At 63.9% G+C, this 17,342-nt stretch carries 15 protein-coding genes and 1 pseudogene; 10 read left to right on the top strand and 6 right to left on the bottom strand.

The window, feature by feature from the left end:
* Positions 1 to 349, bottom strand: a 349-nt coding sequence (locus AC5DC2_RS06995; protein ID WP_491697987.1) for a GntR family transcriptional regulator, incomplete at its 3' end; no start/stop codon positions are given.
* 178 nt (positions 350 to 527) lie between these two features.
* Here AC5DC2_RS06995 and AC5DC2_RS06990 point away from each other — a divergent pair.
* The 7 genes from AC5DC2_RS06990 to AC5DC2_RS06960 all read left to right on the top strand — a co-directional run bounded on the left by AC5DC2_RS06990 (position 528) and on the right by AC5DC2_RS06960 (position 8,634).
* Positions 528 to 1,472, top strand: coding sequence for an ABC transporter permease (locus AC5DC2_RS06990; RefSeq protein ID WP_491697986.1), 945 nt, complete (start codon positions 528 to 530; stop codon positions 1,470 to 1,472).
* A gap of 3 nt (positions 1,473 to 1,475) precedes the next feature.
* Positions 1,476 to 2,360, top strand: coding sequence for an ABC transporter permease (locus AC5DC2_RS06985; protein ID WP_491697985.1), 885 nt, complete (start codon positions 1,476 to 1,478; stop codon positions 2,358 to 2,360).
* A gap of 2 nt (positions 2,361 to 2,362) precedes the next feature.
* On the top strand, positions 2,363 to 3,331 hold the full coding sequence (locus AC5DC2_RS06980; protein ID WP_491697984.1) for an ABC transporter ATP-binding protein: 969 nt from the start codon (positions 2,363 to 2,365) through the stop codon (positions 3,329 to 3,331).
* Positions 3,328 to 4,371, top strand: coding sequence for an oligopeptide/dipeptide ABC transporter ATP-binding protein (locus AC5DC2_RS06975; protein WP_024707160.1), 1,044 nt, complete (start codon positions 3,328 to 3,330; stop codon positions 4,369 to 4,371). Before AC5DC2_RS06980 ends, AC5DC2_RS06975 begins: the two co-directional genes overlap by 4 nt.
* A complete protein-coding gene (locus AC5DC2_RS06970; RefSeq protein WP_491697983.1) occupies positions 4,364 to 5,926 on the top strand; it encodes an ABC transporter substrate-binding protein in 1,563 nt (520 codons plus the stop codon). Before AC5DC2_RS06975 ends, AC5DC2_RS06970 begins: the two co-directional genes overlap by 8 nt.
* 72 nt (positions 5,927 to 5,998) lie before the next feature.
* Complete coding sequence (locus AC5DC2_RS06965) at positions 5,999 to 7,993, top strand: CocE/NonD family hydrolase (protein ID WP_491697982.1); 1,995 nt, start codon at positions 5,999 to 6,001, stop codon at positions 7,991 to 7,993.
* 8 nt (positions 7,994 to 8,001) lie between these two features.
* Entirely contained in the window at positions 8,002 to 8,634 is a 633-nt protein-coding gene (locus AC5DC2_RS06960; RefSeq protein WP_491697981.1) for a DUF1989 domain-containing protein, read from the top strand.
* Positions 8,635 to 8,730: 96 nt separating this feature from the next.
* Here the strand turns inward: AC5DC2_RS06960 and AC5DC2_RS06955 are convergent, their stop codons facing one another.
* From AC5DC2_RS06955 to AC5DC2_RS06935, 5 genes are all read right to left on the bottom strand, one after another.
* Positions 8,731 to 9,585 (bottom strand): sugar phosphate isomerase/epimerase family protein, encoded by an 855-nt coding sequence (locus tag AC5DC2_RS06955; protein WP_197489636.1) that lies wholly within the window; start codon positions 9,583 to 9,585, stop codon positions 8,731 to 8,733.
* Positions 9,582 to 10,622, bottom strand: coding sequence for an ABC transporter permease (locus AC5DC2_RS06950; protein ID WP_051424009.1), 1,041 nt, complete (start codon positions 10,620 to 10,622; stop codon positions 9,582 to 9,584). Before AC5DC2_RS06950 ends, AC5DC2_RS06955 begins: the two co-directional genes overlap by 4 nt.
* The gene (locus AC5DC2_RS06945; RefSeq protein WP_024707154.1) at positions 10,619 to 11,641 is read right to left on the bottom strand and encodes an ABC transporter permease; all 1,023 of its coding nucleotides are present in this window, start codon (positions 11,639 to 11,641) and stop codon (positions 10,619 to 10,621) included. Before AC5DC2_RS06945 ends, AC5DC2_RS06950 begins: the two co-directional genes overlap by 4 nt.
* Complete coding sequence (locus tag AC5DC2_RS06940) at positions 11,634 to 13,160, bottom strand: sugar ABC transporter ATP-binding protein (RefSeq protein WP_491697980.1); 1,527 nt, start codon at positions 13,158 to 13,160, stop codon at positions 11,634 to 11,636. The genes AC5DC2_RS06945 and AC5DC2_RS06940 overlap by 8 nt, the downstream gene beginning before the upstream one ends.
* Positions 13,161 to 13,247: 87 nt before the next feature.
* On the bottom strand, positions 13,248 to 14,240 hold the full coding sequence (locus AC5DC2_RS06935; protein ID WP_491697988.1) for a substrate-binding domain-containing protein: 993 nt from the start codon (positions 14,238 to 14,240) through the stop codon (positions 13,248 to 13,250).
* A gap of 182 nt (positions 14,241 to 14,422) precedes the next feature.
* Here AC5DC2_RS06935 and AC5DC2_RS06930 point away from each other — a divergent pair, with 182 nt between their 5' ends.
* From AC5DC2_RS06930 to AC5DC2_RS06920, 3 genes and pseudogenes are all read left to right on the top strand, one after another.
* Positions 14,423 to 15,442 carry a LacI family DNA-binding transcriptional regulator gene (locus AC5DC2_RS06930; protein WP_024707151.1) on the top strand — a complete coding sequence of 340 codons (1,020 nt, stop codon included), beginning with the start codon at positions 14,423 to 14,425 and terminating at the stop codon, positions 15,440 to 15,442.
* Positions 15,443 to 15,485: 43 nt separating this feature from the next.
* A complete protein-coding gene (locus tag AC5DC2_RS06925) occupies positions 15,486 to 16,118 on the top strand; it encodes a nucleoside/nucleotide kinase family protein (RefSeq protein ID WP_491697979.1) in 633 nt (210 codons plus the stop codon).
* Positions 16,119 to 16,586: 468 nt separating this feature from the next.
* A pseudogene (locus AC5DC2_RS06920) lies at positions 16,587 to 17,342 on the top strand (hypothetical protein); the annotation flags it as partial.

Genomic DNA, 17,342 nt, shown 5'->3' with positions numbered 1-17,342 from the left:
CCGAGATATGCGCGGCCGCAAGCGCCGCCGCCTCGCCGTCGACCAGCGCCCGGAAGGCGAAGAGATCCCTGATGGCGGACATGTGCAACGGCGTCACCATGTAGCCGCGCCGCGGAATTGCCTGGACGAACCCCTCCATCTGAAGACGGGCGAGAGCCTCGCGCACCGGCGTCTTGCTCATTTCGAGATGGCGCGCCAGTTCCGCTTCGGTGAAATCGTGTCCCGGCTCCAGACTGCGCTCGACGATGCGCTCGCGTATGCGCTCATAGGCCTTGTCGGTCAGGGACGGCGCCCTGCCGCGTCCGTCGACGATATCGTCCCGCCATTTGAAAACGCGCTCTGCTGCCATTTCGGCTCCACCCTGCTCCTGATTGCATGCGTTGACTCTAAAAGGTTGATACCTTATTTGCAATGTATACCGTAATATATTATGGTGTGTATTTCCAGAAAAGCCTTTTTCAAGGCAGAAGCTCAGGCGGCACCGTCCACCACACTTCGGCGCGCCGTCACTGACCGAAACGGAGCCAATGGCTAGCTATATCGCAAGACGATTCGTGCTCGGCGTAGCAGTGCTGCTTGTCGCCATGACCATTCTCTTCCTTCTGATCTACACGGTGCCCGGCGACCCGGCGACGATCGCGCTTGGCCCGCGCGCCAGCGAATTGCAGAAGGAGGCATTCCGGCTGCGCATGGGGCTCGATCAGCCGCTTGCGGTGCAGGCGCTGAACTTTCTCTGGTCGCTGCTGCACGGTGATCTGGGCACGGACATCCTCAACCAGCGCCCGGTCACGCAAATGGTGCTCGCAGCGCTTCCCAAGACCGTCCTGCTCGCCGTCACGGGCCTTGGCTGGGCAGCGCTCATCGGCATCCCGCTCGGCATCTGGGCGGCGCTGAGGCCCGACAGCTGGACCGACCGCATCATCGGCTTGATTTCCACCAGCGTCGTCGCGCTTCCGGCCTTCCTGATGGCGATCTACGCGCTGATCCTGTTTTCCGTGCAGTTGCTCTGGTTTCCCTCCATCGGCGCGGGAGAGCCGGGCGATTTCGGCGACCAGATCCATCACCTTGTCCTTCCCGCCTTTGCCGTCGGCGTCGCCTGGGTCGGTTATATCGCGCGGCTGGTGCGCGTCGCCATGCTGGAGACGCTGGCCGAGCCGCATGTGCGCACCTATGAGGCCTTCGGCGTCGGCAAGGCGCACATCGTGCTGCGCTGCGTCCTGCCGATCGCGATCATACCGGTGATTTCCGTCCTCGGCGTCGGCATGGGCAATCTCCTGTCCGGCGCGGTGCTGGTCGAGGTCGTGTTCTCGCGCCCCGGCCTCGGCTCGATGGCCTATGACGCGGTGATCAGCCGCAACTTTCCGGTCGTTCTGGGCTCGGTCGTGGTCACCACGGCGCTCTATGTGGTTGCCAATTTCCTCGCCGATATCGCCATCGCCATGCTCGATCCCCGCCTTGCGGAGAAAGGTTGACCCTTGACCGACGCCACAGCGAACATCACCCCTGCGGCCGCCGCTCCGCGGCGTTTCGCAACGCTCGGACGACTGATGCGCAACCCGACGGGCGCGATCGCGACGATCGTCATCCTTCTCTTCATCGCCGCCGCCCTCGCCGCCCCGCTCGTCGCGCCCTATGACCCGAATGCGATCGCCCCCAGGGTCAGAATGCAGGGCCCCTCCCTTGCCCACTGGCTGGGAACCGACCAGCTGGGGCGCGATCTCCTCAGCCGCGTGATCTTCGGCACGCGCACCGCTTTCAAGGTCGCCCTGCTCGGAACCGGCGGCGCGCTGATCGCCGGCATGGCCATGGGCATGGTCGCCGGCCTCGGTTCGAAGCTTGTCGACAGCCTGCTGGTGCTCGTCAACGATTCCGTGAAATCGCTGCCCCTCGTCCTGTTCGCGCTGGTGCTCGTCTCGATCTACGGCCCGTCCATGACGACGCTGATCTTCGTGATCTCGGCGTCCATGGCGCCGGGCTATTTCCGCGTCGTGCGCAACCAGGTACTGGTGCTGCGCAATGCGGATTTCGTGGTGGCGGCCGAGTCGATCGGAAGCTCGCGAACCCGTCTCGCCCTCGCCCACCTTCTTCCAAACCTGATCGGCCCGATCTTCGTGCTGGTGGCCATGGATATTCCGGCCGTCATCGGCATCGAATCCGGTCTGAGCTTTCTCGGCCAGGGCGTCCAGCCGCCGCAATCGAGCTGGGGCAACATGCTGGCTGAGGGCTATACCTATGTCCGCCAGGCGCCGCACATCGCGGTCGCGGCCGGGCTTCCGATCATCATCGCCACCATCGCATTCACCTTCCTCGGCGAAGCGCTGCGCGATGTTCTCGACCCCCGCAAGATCGCGAGGCGCTGACCGTGACGAAACCACTCCTGTCCATGAAGAATGTCAGCATCATCTATCCCGGCGAAAGGGGGGATGTCTGCGCCGTGCGCAATGTCTCGCTCGACGTCGCGCCGGGCGAAACGCTCGGCCTCGTGGGCGAAAGCGGCTCGGGAAAGTCGAGCCTCGCATCCGCCATGCTCGGTCTTTTGCCGGCCGGCGCCAGGATCGAGGGTTCGGTTCATTTCGAGGATCGCGAGCTGACGGCTCTCGGCGAGGACGAACGCAGGCGGTTGCGCGGCTCCGCCATCGCGGCCATCGCGCAGGATCCGTTCACGGCGCTCAATCCCGTCCTGCGGATCGGCCGGCAGATGGTCGCCTTCCAGCATTGGCACAGGGAAATGAGCAAGGCCCAACGCTGGAGGCGCGCGATCGACATGCTCGAGAAGGTCGGCCTTTCCGACCCCGAAACCCGCATGCGCCAGTTCCCGCACCAGCTTTCCGGCGGCAGCCGGCAGCGCGTCGCCATCGGCGCGGCGCTGCTGGCCGAGCCGCGCCTTCTCATTGCCGATGAACCGACGACGGCTCTCGATGCGACGACCGAGGCGCAGATACTCGCCATCATGCGCGATGCCAAGGCCGGCTTCACCGGCGCGACGGTGTTCATCACGCATGATATCAGCGTCGTATCGCGCGTCTGCGACCGGGTTGCCGTGCTCTATGCCGGCGAATTGCTGGAAACAGGGCCGGTCAGCGCGGTTCTCGCCAATCCGCAACACCCCTATACGAAGGCTCTGCTGGAATGCGATCCCGCCCGCATCGACAGGCCGACCCGCACGCTGCCGACAATTCCCGGAACCGTTCCCGCGCCGACGGAACCACGCAACGGCTGCAGCTTTGCCCCGCGCTGCCGCTCGGCCTTCGGTCCCTGCGCCACGGAGCGTCCGCCGCTTGCCGCCTGCGGCCGCGACTGGAACAGCGCCTGCCATCTGGTGACCGCATGAGCAAGAAGGACCATCTCCTCGAAATCGATGAGCTCGAGGTCCGCTATCCCGCGGCGGGCCTTTTCGCGCGGCTGCGCGGGGCGGAAGGCTTCGTGACCGTGCTGCCTGGCACGTCGCTTGCCATCGAACGCGGAACGACGGTCGGCCTGATCGGCGAAAGCGGCAGCGGCAAGACCACGCTCGGCCGCGCGGTCATGGGTCTCGCGCCGATCTCCGGCGGCCGGATCCGCCTCGACCGCGATACGGTGACCTCTCGACGTGACAGGCTCTGGCCGGGCATGCGCCGCAAGACTGCCTTCATGTTTCAGGATGCCGTCGCCTCGCTCGATCCGCGCATGCGCCTCGGCCTGTCGGTGACGGAGCCGCTTGTGGTGCATCGCATGCTGGAAGGCGACCGCCGGGAAAAGGCGATCGCGCTCCTGGGTCTCGTCGGCCTCTCGCCCGATTTCGCCGACCGCTACCCGCACGAGATTTCGGGCGGCCAGGCGCGACGGGTGACGGTTGCCCGCGCGCTGGCGCTGGAACCGGAACTGGTCGTGGCGGACGAGCCCACAGCCGGCCTCGATCTTTCCGTGCAGGGAGAGTTGCTGAACCTTCTCAATGATTTGCAGGAGCGACTTCATGTTTCCTTTCTGCTGATCACGCACAACCTCGCCGTCGCGCGCCATGTCACGGACCGCATCGCGATCATGTATCTCGGCCGCATCATCGAGGAAGGGCCGTCCGAGACGGTCTTCCGCGCACCGGCGCATCCCTATACGCGCGCGCTGCTGGCGGCCAAGGAAACGGTCGATGTCGACCGGCTGATTTCCGGCGAGGTTCCGAGCCTGAAGCAGCGCCCGGCGGGCTGCGAGTTCCGCACGCGCTGTCCCATTGCCCGCGCCCTCTGCGCGAAGAAGGCGCCGCGCCCGCAGCGCCTGGAAAACGGCCACAGCGCGGCCTGCCATTTTGCCGCGACCGCGCAAGGGTCGGCTCCCTCTCCGCGCGACACGCTCAACCCACCTGAAAGCCAAACGAAGGAAGACAATGACCATGAGTGAATTCAAGATCACCCGACGCCAGGCGATGCAGAGACTGGGCGCCGGCGGACTGGCGGTGGCCGTGGCCAATCTGGCCGGGACGCAGGCCGTTTTTGCGCAGGAGAACAAGGTTCTCAAGATCCGCAATGACGGCGACATGGAACGCCTTGATCCGGCAAGCCGTGGCGGCTGGTACGACGAAACCGTGATGTTCGCGATCTTCTCCGGGCTGGTGCGCTACGGAGACGGCGACAACTGGGACTGGGAGCTGGATGCGGCTACCCTGCTTGACGACAGCGACCCGATGAACATCAGGTTCGAGTTGCGGCCCGGCATCCAGTTCACCAACGGCTTCGGCGAGATGACGGCGGAGGACGTGAAGTTTTCCTTCGAGCGTTTCGCCGATCCGGCCGTCAACGCCGTCTACGGCTCCGACTGGGCCGCGCTCGACACCGTCGAAGTGACCGGAAAATACACCGGCGTCATCCGCCTGAAGGAGCCCTTCGCGCCGCTCTTCACGTCAACACTGCCGAATGCCTCCGGCCTGATCATCTCGAAAAAGGCTGTCGAGGCTTCCGGCAATGCCGATATTGCCACCGATCCGCTGGCCTGCTCCGGTCCCTACCAGCTTGCCGAATGGCGACCGCGCGAGATCATCCGGCTGACGCGCAATCCCGGCTGGGTCGGTCCCAGGCCCTATTACGACGAGATCGAGCTCTACCCGATCGCCGACGTGACCTCCGCCGAAACGGCCTTTGCCGCGGGCGACCTCGACTGCACGCAGATCGCCGTCAACTCGATCCCGGCCTATGAGGGCACCGACAACACGCTGACGGTCAAGCCGGCGCTCGGCTATGCCTGGATCGGCATGAATGTCGAAAATCCGAAGCTTGCCGACATCAAGGTTCGCCGCGCGATCCAGCATGCCGTCAACGTTCAGGAAATCGTCGATGCGACCTTCGGCGGCGCGGTCAACCCCGCATACGGCCTGGTTCCGCCGCCCTTGCCTGGCGCACGCGACAGCGTTCTTTACGGGTATGACCCGCAAAAGGCCAAGGCCCTGCTGCAGGAAGCCGGCGCGGAGGGCCTGGATCTTTCTCTGACCTTCGGCACGGATCCTGACATCATGATTGTCGCACAGGTGCTGCAGGCGCAGCTCGCCCAGATCGGCATCAACCTCTCGATCCGCCAGATGGACAGCGCCACGATGATTGCCGAGGCTCAGGACAACGAGGGCGGCGGCTACAAGAATATCGACCTGATCATCGAGCCGTTCACGACCACGCCGGACCCGAGCTGGGTGACAGAATGGTTCACCTGCGACCAGGTCGGCGTGTGGAACTTCCAGCGCACCTGCTCGCCCGGGTGGGATGCGAAGAATGCCGCCGCCGTGAAGGAAACCGATCCGGAGAAGCGCGAGCGGATGTATGTCGAGCTGCAGAACGAGCTGGAGGAAACCGGCGCCTATATCTTCCTCTATCACGGCGTCAACGCCTGGGTGACGAAGCCGGGTATCGAGCCCGCCTTCAAGCCGGATGCGCAGATCGCCTTCCTGCGCGACTTCAAGGCCTCCTGATCCTGAAACGAAGGCGGCGGGCCGCCCGTGTCCGCCGCCCGAACCGCAACAGAGCGACAAGCGAGCAGTCTCTTGCAGAATTTCACCGTGCGCGCGACTGGCGACAGGCCGGCGCCCTTTCAACAGATCGTCATTCCCCTTTCCGACGGCACGCGGCTGACGGCGCGCCTGTGGCTGCCTGAGGCGCCGGCTGCTTCCCGGGTCCCGGTCGTTCTCGAATGGATCCCCTATCGTCAGTCGGACGGCACGGCGCTTGCCGATGCCATGATGCACGGCTACTTCGCCGAATGCGGCATTGCCGCCTGCCGCGTCGATATTCGCGGCTCGGGCAATTCCGAAGGCCTGCTGCACGACGAATATCTGAAACAGGAGCAGGACGATGCCCTCGAGGTGATTGCCTGGCTTGCGGCGCAGGCGTGGTGCAACGGCAATGTCGGCATGATCGGCATTTCATGGGGCGGCTTCGCCGGCCTGCAGATCGCCGCGCGCCGCCCCCCAGCCCTCAAGGCGATCATCACAGCCTGTTCGACCGACGACCGCTACAGTGACGACGTTCATTTCATGGGCGGCGCGCTCTTGAACGACGGTCTGCAATGGGGCGCAGGGCTCTTCACCCAGCTTGGACGTCCGGCGGACCCGAAACATGCCGGACAGAACTGGCGCGACATCTGGATGCACCGGCTGGAAAATATCGAGCCCCCGCTTGCCGGCTGGCTGTCGCACATGGAGCGCGACGCATTCTGGAAGCACGGCTCCGTCTGCGAGAATTATGGCGATATCGACTGCGCCGTCTTCGCCGTCGGCGGCTGGGTCGATGGCTACTCCGATCCCATCCTCCGGTTGATGCGGAAGCTGAATGTTCCGCGCAAGGGGCTCATCGGGCCGTGGACGCATATGTATCCGACATGGGGCCAGCCCGGACCGCGGATCGGCTTCCTGCAGGAATGCATGCGCTGGTGGCGCCACTGGCTACTCGAAGACGACACGGGGATCATGGACGAGCCGATGCTGCGGCTCTGGGTCGGCGACGATCCGAAGCCGGATGCGGCATCGCCGGAGATCGGCGGCAGCTGGATCGGGCTTGAAAGCTGGCCGCCGGAAGCGCCCGCAAAGACGCTTTATGCCGATGACCGTTGCCTTTCCGAAACGCCCGGCGGGACCGCGGGCGCGATCATTCTCGACAGTCCGCTGACGCTGGGCGCGACCGGGGGCGAATGGTGCCCGCTCGACGCCGGCGGCAACGGGCCGGAATTCGCTTCCGATCAGCGCCCTGACGACGGGCAGTCGCTCTGCTTCGACACCGGGCCGCTCGATCACCCGCTGCATCTCGTCGGCCATGCCGCCCTGAAGCTCAGGCTCGCGTTTGCGGGCGAGCGGGCGCTGCTTGTCGTCCGCCTGAACGAGGTCAAGGCCGACGGCACATCCGCGCGGGTGACCTTCACGGCGCGGCGTCTGAGGCGACCGGAAGGCGTCGCGCCGGGCGAAGCCTTCGATATCGCAATCCCCGTCAATGCCGTCGCGCACCGGTTCTCGCCCGGCAGCAGGCTGCGGCTTGCGCTGTCGACCAGCTACTGGCCGATGATCTGGCCGGAAGCGGAAGGCAATGCCATTCGCATCCAGCCCGAGAGCCTGCAACTGAGCCTGCCCGGCATGCCGCCCGGGGCCATCCACGACCAGCCGGCGTTCGGCGCGGCGCTGCACGCGATGCCCGTTTCCTGCGAGACCGTCGTGGCCCCTGAATACAGGCGCACCACGGTTACCGACCAGGCGACCGGCAGGGTCGCCCTTTTTTCCGAGGACACGCCATCGACATGGGAAATCGACGGTCTGTCGATCACGTCCCGCTATGATCACGACTATTCCATTCTGCCCCGCGACGGCGGGTCGGCGCGCGCCGGCTTCCAGTTTGCCCAAACCTATGAGCGCGACAGCTGGAAGGTTTCGATCGAGACGGACACGCAGGTTTTCCGCGAGGACGGCAGGCTCGTGCTCACGTCGCGCTTTGCCGCGTATGAGGCGGATCGCCAGATCTTCGAACGCCTCTGGACCCACAGCTTTGATGAATGAGAGAAGAGATGAACGACGCGCTTGAAGTGATAAAGGTGCCCGCGCGCCGGGGCCGCATGGTGGCGCTGAACGCCGGAGACACCGTTGACGTCGTCAATATCCATGGCGGCCAGGTGGTCGACACATGGGCTTTCGCCCGCGACAACCCGGCGGAGTACATGTCGATGGAGCACAGCCACGTCCTGCATTACCGGCTGAATTTCAGGCCGGGGGACGCGCTTTGCACCGATCAGTGGCGCACCATCATGACCTTTGTAGAGGATACCTCGCCGGGCATCCACGATACGCTTTGCCCGGCCTGCTGCGCGCCGAGCTACACTATCTTCTATGGCCATGAAGGCTACCACGACAATTGCAGCGACAATCTGAAGGGACAGTTCGAAGCCCTCGGCGTGCCGTTTCACCGCGTGCCGACGCCGTGGAACCTTTTCATGGAAACAATTGTCGAGAACAGCAACGACATGAAGGACATGCCGAGCACGACCGGGGCCGGGCGCTATGTGCGGCTGCGCGCCGAAATGGATTGCTACTTCGCCGTCTCCGCCTGCCCGCAGGACCTGATCGTCATCAACGGCGAAGACGGCGTGCCGCGCAACATCGCGCTGCATATCCGGCGGACACCGGGAAAGCTTGTGACCTAACCAGGACGAGCGCGCCGGCGCCGTCCGGCGCGGGACAACGCATGTCGAAGCCCTCACGGGCTTAAACGGCAGATCGCGCCGGCCGCCCTGAACCCGTCAGATCAGACCATACTGACTGGCTTTCATCCTGAGGAAGCCAAGCCCGTCCGTCAGCACTTCTTCCCGGGCAGGCGCGACATCCCGCCAGACCGAAAGCGCTTCGGCGACCTGCGGAGGAACCGTGATGAAACTCTCCATCGCCATGCCGCCCTTGTAGTCGATGGCCGCCAGCGCGGTGAAGACTTCGTCCCAGGCGATGGTATCGCGCCCCGGCGTGCCCCGGTCCGATGCCGAAAGGTGAATGTATCTGAGGTGTTCGCGCGCCTTGAGGATGCCTTGGGCGATGCCTTTTTCCTCGATATTCATATGGTAGGTATCGAGATGCACGAAGACATTGTCAGCGCCGATTTTCTCGCACAGCATCACGGCCTGGTCCGAGGTGTTCAGCAGGTGGTTTTCATAGCGGTTGACCGCTTCCAGTCCGTAATCCATGCCCTTTGTCTTGGCATAGGCCGCCGCCTTCTCCACCACGCGGGCGGTGGCGTCGTATTCGGCCTCGGTCGGCCTCTTGCCGGTGCGCTGGCCAAGGCCGCCATAAATCACGCCGCTCATGGCTTTCGCGCCGATCGCGGAGGACTTGTCGATCGCCATATACAGAAACTCCAGAGCGCCCTCCGGATTGTTCGTCGGCAGCCGGTCGAGCGGAAGCCCGAGAGAGCAGACGCACTCGACTTCGTTCTTTTCCAGCAAACCGCGGGTATGGGCCGCATCGACGCTTTCCGGATCAAGCATGGTGATCTCGAGGAAGTCGATGTCGTACTTGACGGCCTCGGGAATGGCAAACTCGGCCGCCGCACGGTTCCATTCCATCGCCCACATCGCGGTGTGAACGCCGAACCCACTGATACTCATTGTTGATTTCCTTGCTGCGATGTTGAAGGGGAAGGTTTGGTCCTGACGCTGCCGACGCTGCCGCGACGGGACCAGAGGTAGCGCGCCACCATGACGGAGAGCAGGATGCCGCCCCAGAGCGCCGTTGCCAGATGCTGGTTGGTGCCGAGCAGGTTCAGCCCCGAGCCGATGATCTGCAGGATGACCAGCGCAAGCACGACGTTGGAGACGCGTCCGAACCCGCCGAATGGATCGACCCGGCCAAGAAAGCAGGCCAGAACCGTGATCAGAAGATAAGCTTCGCCGTGGCCGACGCGCACCGAGTTGAAACGGCTCGCCATGATGATGCCGGCAACCGCGCACATGAAGCCTGACAGCGCGTAGATCATGGTCAGGGTGAACCGCGTATCGATGCCGGAATAGCGCGTTGCCTCCGGATTGGAACCAAGCATGAAGATGGAGAATCCGAGCCGCGTGCGATTGAGAAGCAGCGCCCAGAGCCCGACGCAGACGGCGAAGACGATCAAGGGCGCGGGAATGCCCAGTACGGTCCCCTGCCCCAGCGCCGAAATCGCGGGCGGAAAGCCGGAGATGCTGCCGCCGCGGGTCAGAAACTCTCCCAGCCCGCGCAGGAAGATCATCATCGCAAGCGAAGCCAGAATGGGATGCGCCCCGGTATAGGCAATAATCGCCCCGAGCCCCCATCCGATGACGACGCCGCTGGCAAGAGCGGCCACGACAGCCAGCACGATCACCCCCAGACCGGCATCCGCGCCGCCGCCCCAGGTAATGACCCAGGCCAGAACGAGCCCCGAGATATTGGCTGAAAAGGTGATGGCCAGATTGAGCCCGCCCGACAGGATCGGGATGAACATCGCCAGCGTCAGAAGTCCGAGCTCGGGAAGCTGGAAGGCGATTGACGAGAAGGTCGCCCCCGTCAGAAACCGGTCCGAAAGCGAACCGAAAAGCGCCATCAGGGCAAGCAGCACGACAACGAGGCCGACGATTTCGCTGGCGGCGGCGGTTCTGGGGAAAAGGTTTGTCAAGGCTCGCGTCATTTGGCGACTCCTGTCTGGCCGGCGCTTGCCTTGAAGCGACGCAGCTTTTCGTTCACGAGCCCCAGCGTCTCGGCTGACATCGCAATGGCGATCAGGATGATCGCGCCGACAATCATGCGGAAGGCATAGGGCGAGATGCCGAGCAGGTTGAGACCGTTCTGCGTGATGGCGATCAGGGCCAGCCCCAGGACCGCGCCGAGCAGCGTGCCGCGGCCGCCGCCAAGGCGCGCGCCGCCCAGGACGACTGCGGCCAGCACTTCCAGTTCCCGCCCGTAGAGGGCGTTCGGCACCACTTCCTGCGCGTAGTGGGCCTGCATCAGCCCGGCAATGCCGGCGCAGGCGCCGAGCCAGCAATAGGCCAGATAGTGCATCGCGCCGATATTGATGCCGAGGCGTCGCGCGCCTTCGGTGTTGTCGCCCATGGCAAAGAGCTGGCGGCCGAAACTCAGCCGGCGCAGAAGCAGCCAGGTCGCGAATACGACCACGGCCATGACGGCGACAGGCAGGGTGATTTCCGCCCATCCCATCGCGGTTTCATGCTCGAAGAGAACCACGCGATCCACCATCCAGTCCGGCAGCAGGTAGATCGAAACGCCACCTGTCGCGAACATCAGAAGACCGAAAAAGAGGTTGAACGTGGCAATCGTCACGACGATCGATATGATCCGGAAATGATAGATCATCGCCGCATTGACGGCGCCCAGCATGGCTCCGAACCCGATCGCCAGGGCAAAGCCGGAAGCCCAGTTGCCGCCGCCGAACTGCATCAGCGTCGTCGCCAGAAGATACTGAACCACCGATGCGGCAACGGCGAAGGATATGTCGATGCCGCCTGCGATCAGAACGACCAGAAGGCCCGCGGCGAAGATGATGTTCACCGCCGAATAGTTCAGAATATCGAACAGGTTGACGAGCGTGAAGAACGTATCCGTCGTGGCGGAAAGGCCGACCACGATCAGCGCGATGACGGCGGAAAGCCACAGCTCCGTCCCGGTCAGTCTTGGGAGAAATCTACGCATGGACCGCCTCCTCGATGCGCTCGATATCGGTTTTGGCCGGCTCAAAAGTCTCGACGATCCGTCCGTCGCGCATATGCAGGACGCGGTCGGCATTGAAATAGACCTCCGGCGTTTCATCGGAAATCAGAAGGATCGCCATCCCCTTGGCCGCCAGATCGCTGACGATGTCGAAAATGCCCGCGCGTGCGCCCACATCGACACCCACCGTCGGGCTGTCGAGGATCAGCAGTTTGGGATTGGTGGCGAGCCACTTTGCAAGCACAATACGTTGCTGATTGCCGCCGGACAGGCTGGAAACCGGGTCCGTCGTCTCGCCGATCTTCACCCGCAGGCGGCCGATCCAGTCGTCGACCAGCCTGTTCTTCTTCGCCGCTGACAGCAAACCGTTGCTGAGCAGGCGATCGAGAACGGATATGACGGTGTTGTCGGCAATCGACTGCGGCTGAACCAGCCCAAGCGACAACCGGTCTTCCGAGACATAGGCGATACCGGCCCGGATCGCGTCCCGGTTCGACATCATCCGAAGCGGCTTGCCCTCCATGACGATCTCGCCGTCGTCGGGGTAGTTCATGCCGAACAATGTCAGGGCGAGCTCGGTCCGGCCAGCGCCGAGGCGCCCTGTCAGACCGACGATTTCGCCCGGGGCGATGTCCAGATCGATATCCCGGTATTCCCCGTGGCGCGTCAGACCGCGCACGGAAATCAGCGGCGCCGAGCTGCGCGGTTGGGGCGCGCGCACTTCATAATCGAAGCTGCGCCCGGTCATCAGCTCGGTCAGGCGCGCCTGGGTCATGCCCTCGGTCGGATAGGTGCCCACGTAACAGCCGTCGCGGAGGACCGTCACCCTGGAGCAGACATCGAGAACCTCCGCAAGCCGGTGGCTGACGAAGACGACGGCGACCCCCTGCTCCGACAGTCGCCGGACGATTGCGACCAGCGCCTCCGTTTCATGCCGCGACAGGGACGCCGTCGGCTCATCCATGAAGACCAGCCTGGCGTCGGCAATCAGGGCGCGGGCGACGGCGACCAGTTGCCGGTTGGCGATCGACAGCGACGAGACCTTCGCTTCCAGATCGATCGAGACGCCAAGACGCTCCAGAATGGCCGCGGCCTCGCTGCGCATGGCCTTGTGATTGACGAGCCTGGGCTTGCCGCCGAGATTGCGCTCGAACGCGATGTTCTCCGCGACGCTCATCTCGGGAAACAGCGCGAGATCCTGCCAGATCACCTGAATGCCCATTTCGCGGGCCTTGGCCGGGTCGAGATCGCTCATGTCCCGGCCGTCCCATTCCATCACCGCGCCCGGCTCCGGCTTGTGGACGCCGCTGACCGTCTTGATCAGCGTCGACTTTCCGCAACCGTTCTCGCCGGCAAGGCAAAGCACTTCGCCGGGCCAGACATTGAATGCGACATCGTCGAGCGCCTGCACGCCGCCGAAGCGTTTGGAGACATGCTCGAGGCGCAGCAGGCACGGGCCGTTGCCGGCCGACGCCTCAAGGGGCATTCGCTCGTCCGTCATGGATCCACCTGGTATGTTGAAAGGGTCGGTTATCGCCGCGCCCGGCACGACGGAAAAGCCGCCAGCGGCCGGGCGCAGACATTTTCGCTACAGGCCGAGCGCGGCCAGATCGTCCACGGTATCCTTGTTGATCTGCACAAGCTGATCAACGATGATGTCGCGGCCCTCGAAATCGGGATCGATGACGCCGAGCCCCTCGATGTCCATGCCGGCCTCGATTTTCTCGCCATTGACAAGCATCGTGCCGAGCGTCACGAACACCTCGCCGGCCTGTTTCGGGTTCCACATGAATCCGCCGGAGAGCACGCCGTCATGCACGAGCTTTCTGCCCTGTCCCGGCGAGAAGGGTCCAAGCACGACGACTTCGCCCGACTTGCGGCGCTCCTCGACAGCGCGCGCCGCACCGATCGGCCCCTGGCTGCCGAAGCCCAGAAAGCCGCCGAGATCCGGGTTGGCCCGCATCAGGTCAAGGGCGGTCTTGCGCGAGGCATCAACGTCTTCCGCCACGCCATAGCGGTCGCCGACGAGTTCCATGTCCGGGTAGTTTTCCTGAATATAGGCAATGGCAGCATCAGCCCATGCATTGTGCAGGGGCACCGTGAGGCCGCCGACGAAGACGGCATATTTGCCTTGCCCGCCCATCATTTCGCCCAGTTGCTTGCCATAGGCCTCTCCGAAACCGACGGCTGAAGCCAGCTCGAAATCCCAGTCGACATTCTGCTGGTCGGGCGATTCATGGGTCAGCACGATGATGCCCTGGTCGCGCGCGCGCTTCAGCACCGGCTCGAGCACTGCCGCGTCGTTCGGCACGACGCCGATGACATCGACGCCCTGGGCAATCAGGTCCTCGATCGCGCGGACCTGAAGCGCCGGATCGGCGCTGGTCGGCCCGATCATGAAACCGTTGACGCCGAGCTCCGCGGCCTTCTCTTCAATACCCGCTTCCATGGCGTTGAACCACGGAATGCCGCCGATCTTGGCAACAACGCCGATGGTGGTCTGATCCTGTGCATGGACTGCTGTTCCGGCAAAGGCCGTCATCACTGCCGCCGCCCCTGCTAGCAGCGTGCGACGGGTCATGGTCGTAAAGGCCATTGGGCTCTCCTCCTGTTGAAATCTCCAGATCCGGTGACGGCCTCCTACTGCCGCGCTCCACCGAATATGTTTAGCTAAAACCTTTTAGCTTGCACTGTCAACCCGGTTTTGCGATTGTAAATCTGCGTTGGGAACGCTAATCGGAATGATCGAAACCGGATGAAGACATGCCAAAACCGAGGAAAAGACCGACGATTCGCGACCTTGCGGAGGCCGCCGGCACCTCAGTTTCGACGGTCAGTTTTGTCCTCAACGGGACCTGGCAGAAACATCGAACCAACCCGGAAACGGCCGAGCGCGTTCTCGCGCTTGCCGCCAAGCTGGGCTATCAGGCCAATCAGCGCGCACGCGCCCTGCGTCTCGGTCGCTCCTCCCTTGCCGGCATGATCATTCCGCACCATCGCAACCGCTTTTTCGCCGGGCTGGTCGAGAATTTCGAGAGCGAGGCGCGTGCACGCGGGCTCGTGCCGATCGTCGTGAGCACGCAACGCAACCCCGAAATCGAGCGACAGGTTGCCGCCAAGCTTGTGATGCAGGAGGTTGAGCTTCTCGTCGTTGCCGGCGTCGAGAATCCGTCGGACATCAACCGTCTTTGCCACAACAAGGGCGTGCGCTGCGTCAATGTCGACCTTCCCGGGCCGGACGCGTTTTCGGTTGTCACCGACAATTTCGGCGGCGCGCGAGACCTCACACGCCGCCTGCTCGAAGCGCTCGAGCCCTCGGCCCGCGCTATTTTCCTCGGCGGACGGGAGCACGAATATGCGACCGATCGTCGTATCGAGGGCTTTCTGGCGGGCATGCGCGAAGCCGGCCGGACCGCCGGCGAGGCGGACATCGTCCGTTGCGGCTACAGCCCCGTCGCGGCGCACGACGCGCTTTCAAAGCTGTTCAACGACGCAGGCAGTCCGCCGCTCGCCATGCTGGTCAACTCGATCACGGCCTTCGAGGGTTTTGCGACATTCTGGCGCGACCGGCCGGACCTTGCCGGCAATGTGCGCGTGGCCTGCTTCGACTGGGACCCGTTTGCCGCCTGCCTGCCGGTAAAGACCATCATGCTCAGACAGGATGTCGAAAACCTGATCAAGGTCTGCTTTTCCTGCTTCGACGGCGAAGAGGACCGGGCGGGAGAAATCTCGGTCGTCCCGCCGCGCCTGATCATCGACGATCTCGGCCCCGAATATGAATAGCCGTGTTCGGCAACCAACCGCTTTTTTGACTGGGAGAACGCACATGGACAAACAGGTAGGACCGGATCAGCTCGCTGAGGAGCTGGAGAAGATCGCCTCTGGCGACCGACGCCGGATTGTCGCTCTGGCAGGCCCTCCCGGCGCCGGAAAAAGCCATCTGGCAGACACTCTTTTCTCCCGTCTGAACAGCCGGTTACCCGAAAAGGTTCAGGTCCTGCCGATGGACGGCTTCCACTTTGACGACATGGTGCTGACGGCGCGCGGCCATCTGGCGCGCAAGGGCGCGCCCCACACCTTCGATGCCGGCGGCCTGCTGTCGGCCCTCAGACGCATCCGGGCAGATGACGGGGAGGAAGTGGCCGTACCGGTCTTCGACCGGTCGATCGAGATCGCCCGCGCGGGCGCGCGCATCATCGGGCCGGAAGCGCGACTGATCATTGTCGAAGGCAACTATCTGCTCCTGGACGACGAACGCTGGCATCCGGTGACGGCAATGTTCGACAGGACGGCCTTCATCGACGTGCCGGAAGCAGTGCTTCGCGACCGGCTGGAAGCCCGCTGGGCGCATCTGGCCCCGGAAGAGCGCATGCGAAAGTTGGACGGCAATGACCTCCCGAACATGCGCCTTGTTCTGTCAAAAAGCCGCCCGGCCGACTATCGGGTGGCGAACGGATGACGAACCGCCCGCTATGAGTTCGACGAGACGAGGGCCAGGAGCCACGGGCAACATGTCTCGGACCGGTCTTGTTTGCGGTCCCCGGGCACTTCAAGGACGCCGGACAACAGATGGAGTGCTGCAGGCGCCGCCTTGGCTTTAGGGCATTCGCACCAAGGGCTCCGTCGTGATGTCGCTCATCAGCGTGAGCATTCCACTGCCCGGACACAAGCCTGGCCCGGTGGAGCAACACGAATGCGGCCGTTTCCGGACGGTCAGCCTCTTTCCGCGAAGCCGGGATAGTGGCCGCTCGCCAAAGATGGATCCACGCGCCTCTTTGTCCGGAATAGTCCGATGCTCGGGCGCCAGGCCGGATGGCCCTTTGCGATCTGCCAAATCGGTTGGAGAGCGACACCCGTTGCGGCTATGGTGAGCGTGCGAGATGTTCCTCGTGCCGATCCGGCAGGGCATTTCTCGTGAGGGAGTGGAATGGATAGCTGGCATACCGGCAGTGCGGTTCGGTCGCGTTTCTTCAGGTTGCGCGCAGGCGCGGCCCTCGTTTTGCTCTTGCTGACATTGGCCGGGACCGCTGCCGCGTGGAAGCTGGCCACCGATCGTTCTCGCGGTTATGTCCAGCGCCAGGCCGCCGAAACGCTGGCCGTTCAGGCGGAGGTCCTCAACGGCGTGCTGGAAAAATACCGGCTCATTCCGCCCCTTCTTGCCCGGCAGGATGAAGTGGCGCTGTTGTTTTCAAGCCTCGCCTCCGAGGTCTCGATCCAGAAAAGGGCGCGTTCGCTTGCAGAAGAAATCGCTGGCCTTTCCGGCGCGCGGGACGTGGCCTTCTTTGCTGCCGACGGCAAGCTGCTGGCTGCGGCGCGGGATATTTTCGGGGACGAGCCGGCCGGCCGCGCGGAGCTTTTAAGGGCGGCGAACGAAAACCGGCTCGGCCGCACCACTGCCCTCATCAAGGGCAAAAGCCGCGTTTATGCCTTCGGGGCGGGCGTCCGCCGAAACGGGCAGTTGCGCGGCGTGGTCGCCGTCTATGTCGGGTTCGATGCAGTGGAACGCACCTGGGCCCTTTCTGCCGATCCGATTTTCGTGACCGACAGCAATGGCATCGTGTTCCTTTCCAACCGCGAAGACTGGCTGCTGAAACCTGTGTCGGAGATCGATGCCAAGTTCGGCACGGTCGGCCACACCACGCATATCGATGTCATGCGTGACCTGCCGCTGATGGGCTGGCAG

Source organism: Martelella sp. (assembly GCF_984369615.1).
The sequence above is the reverse complement of the archived record's forward strand: the minus strand, read 5'-3'. Positions and strand labels throughout refer to the sequence as shown.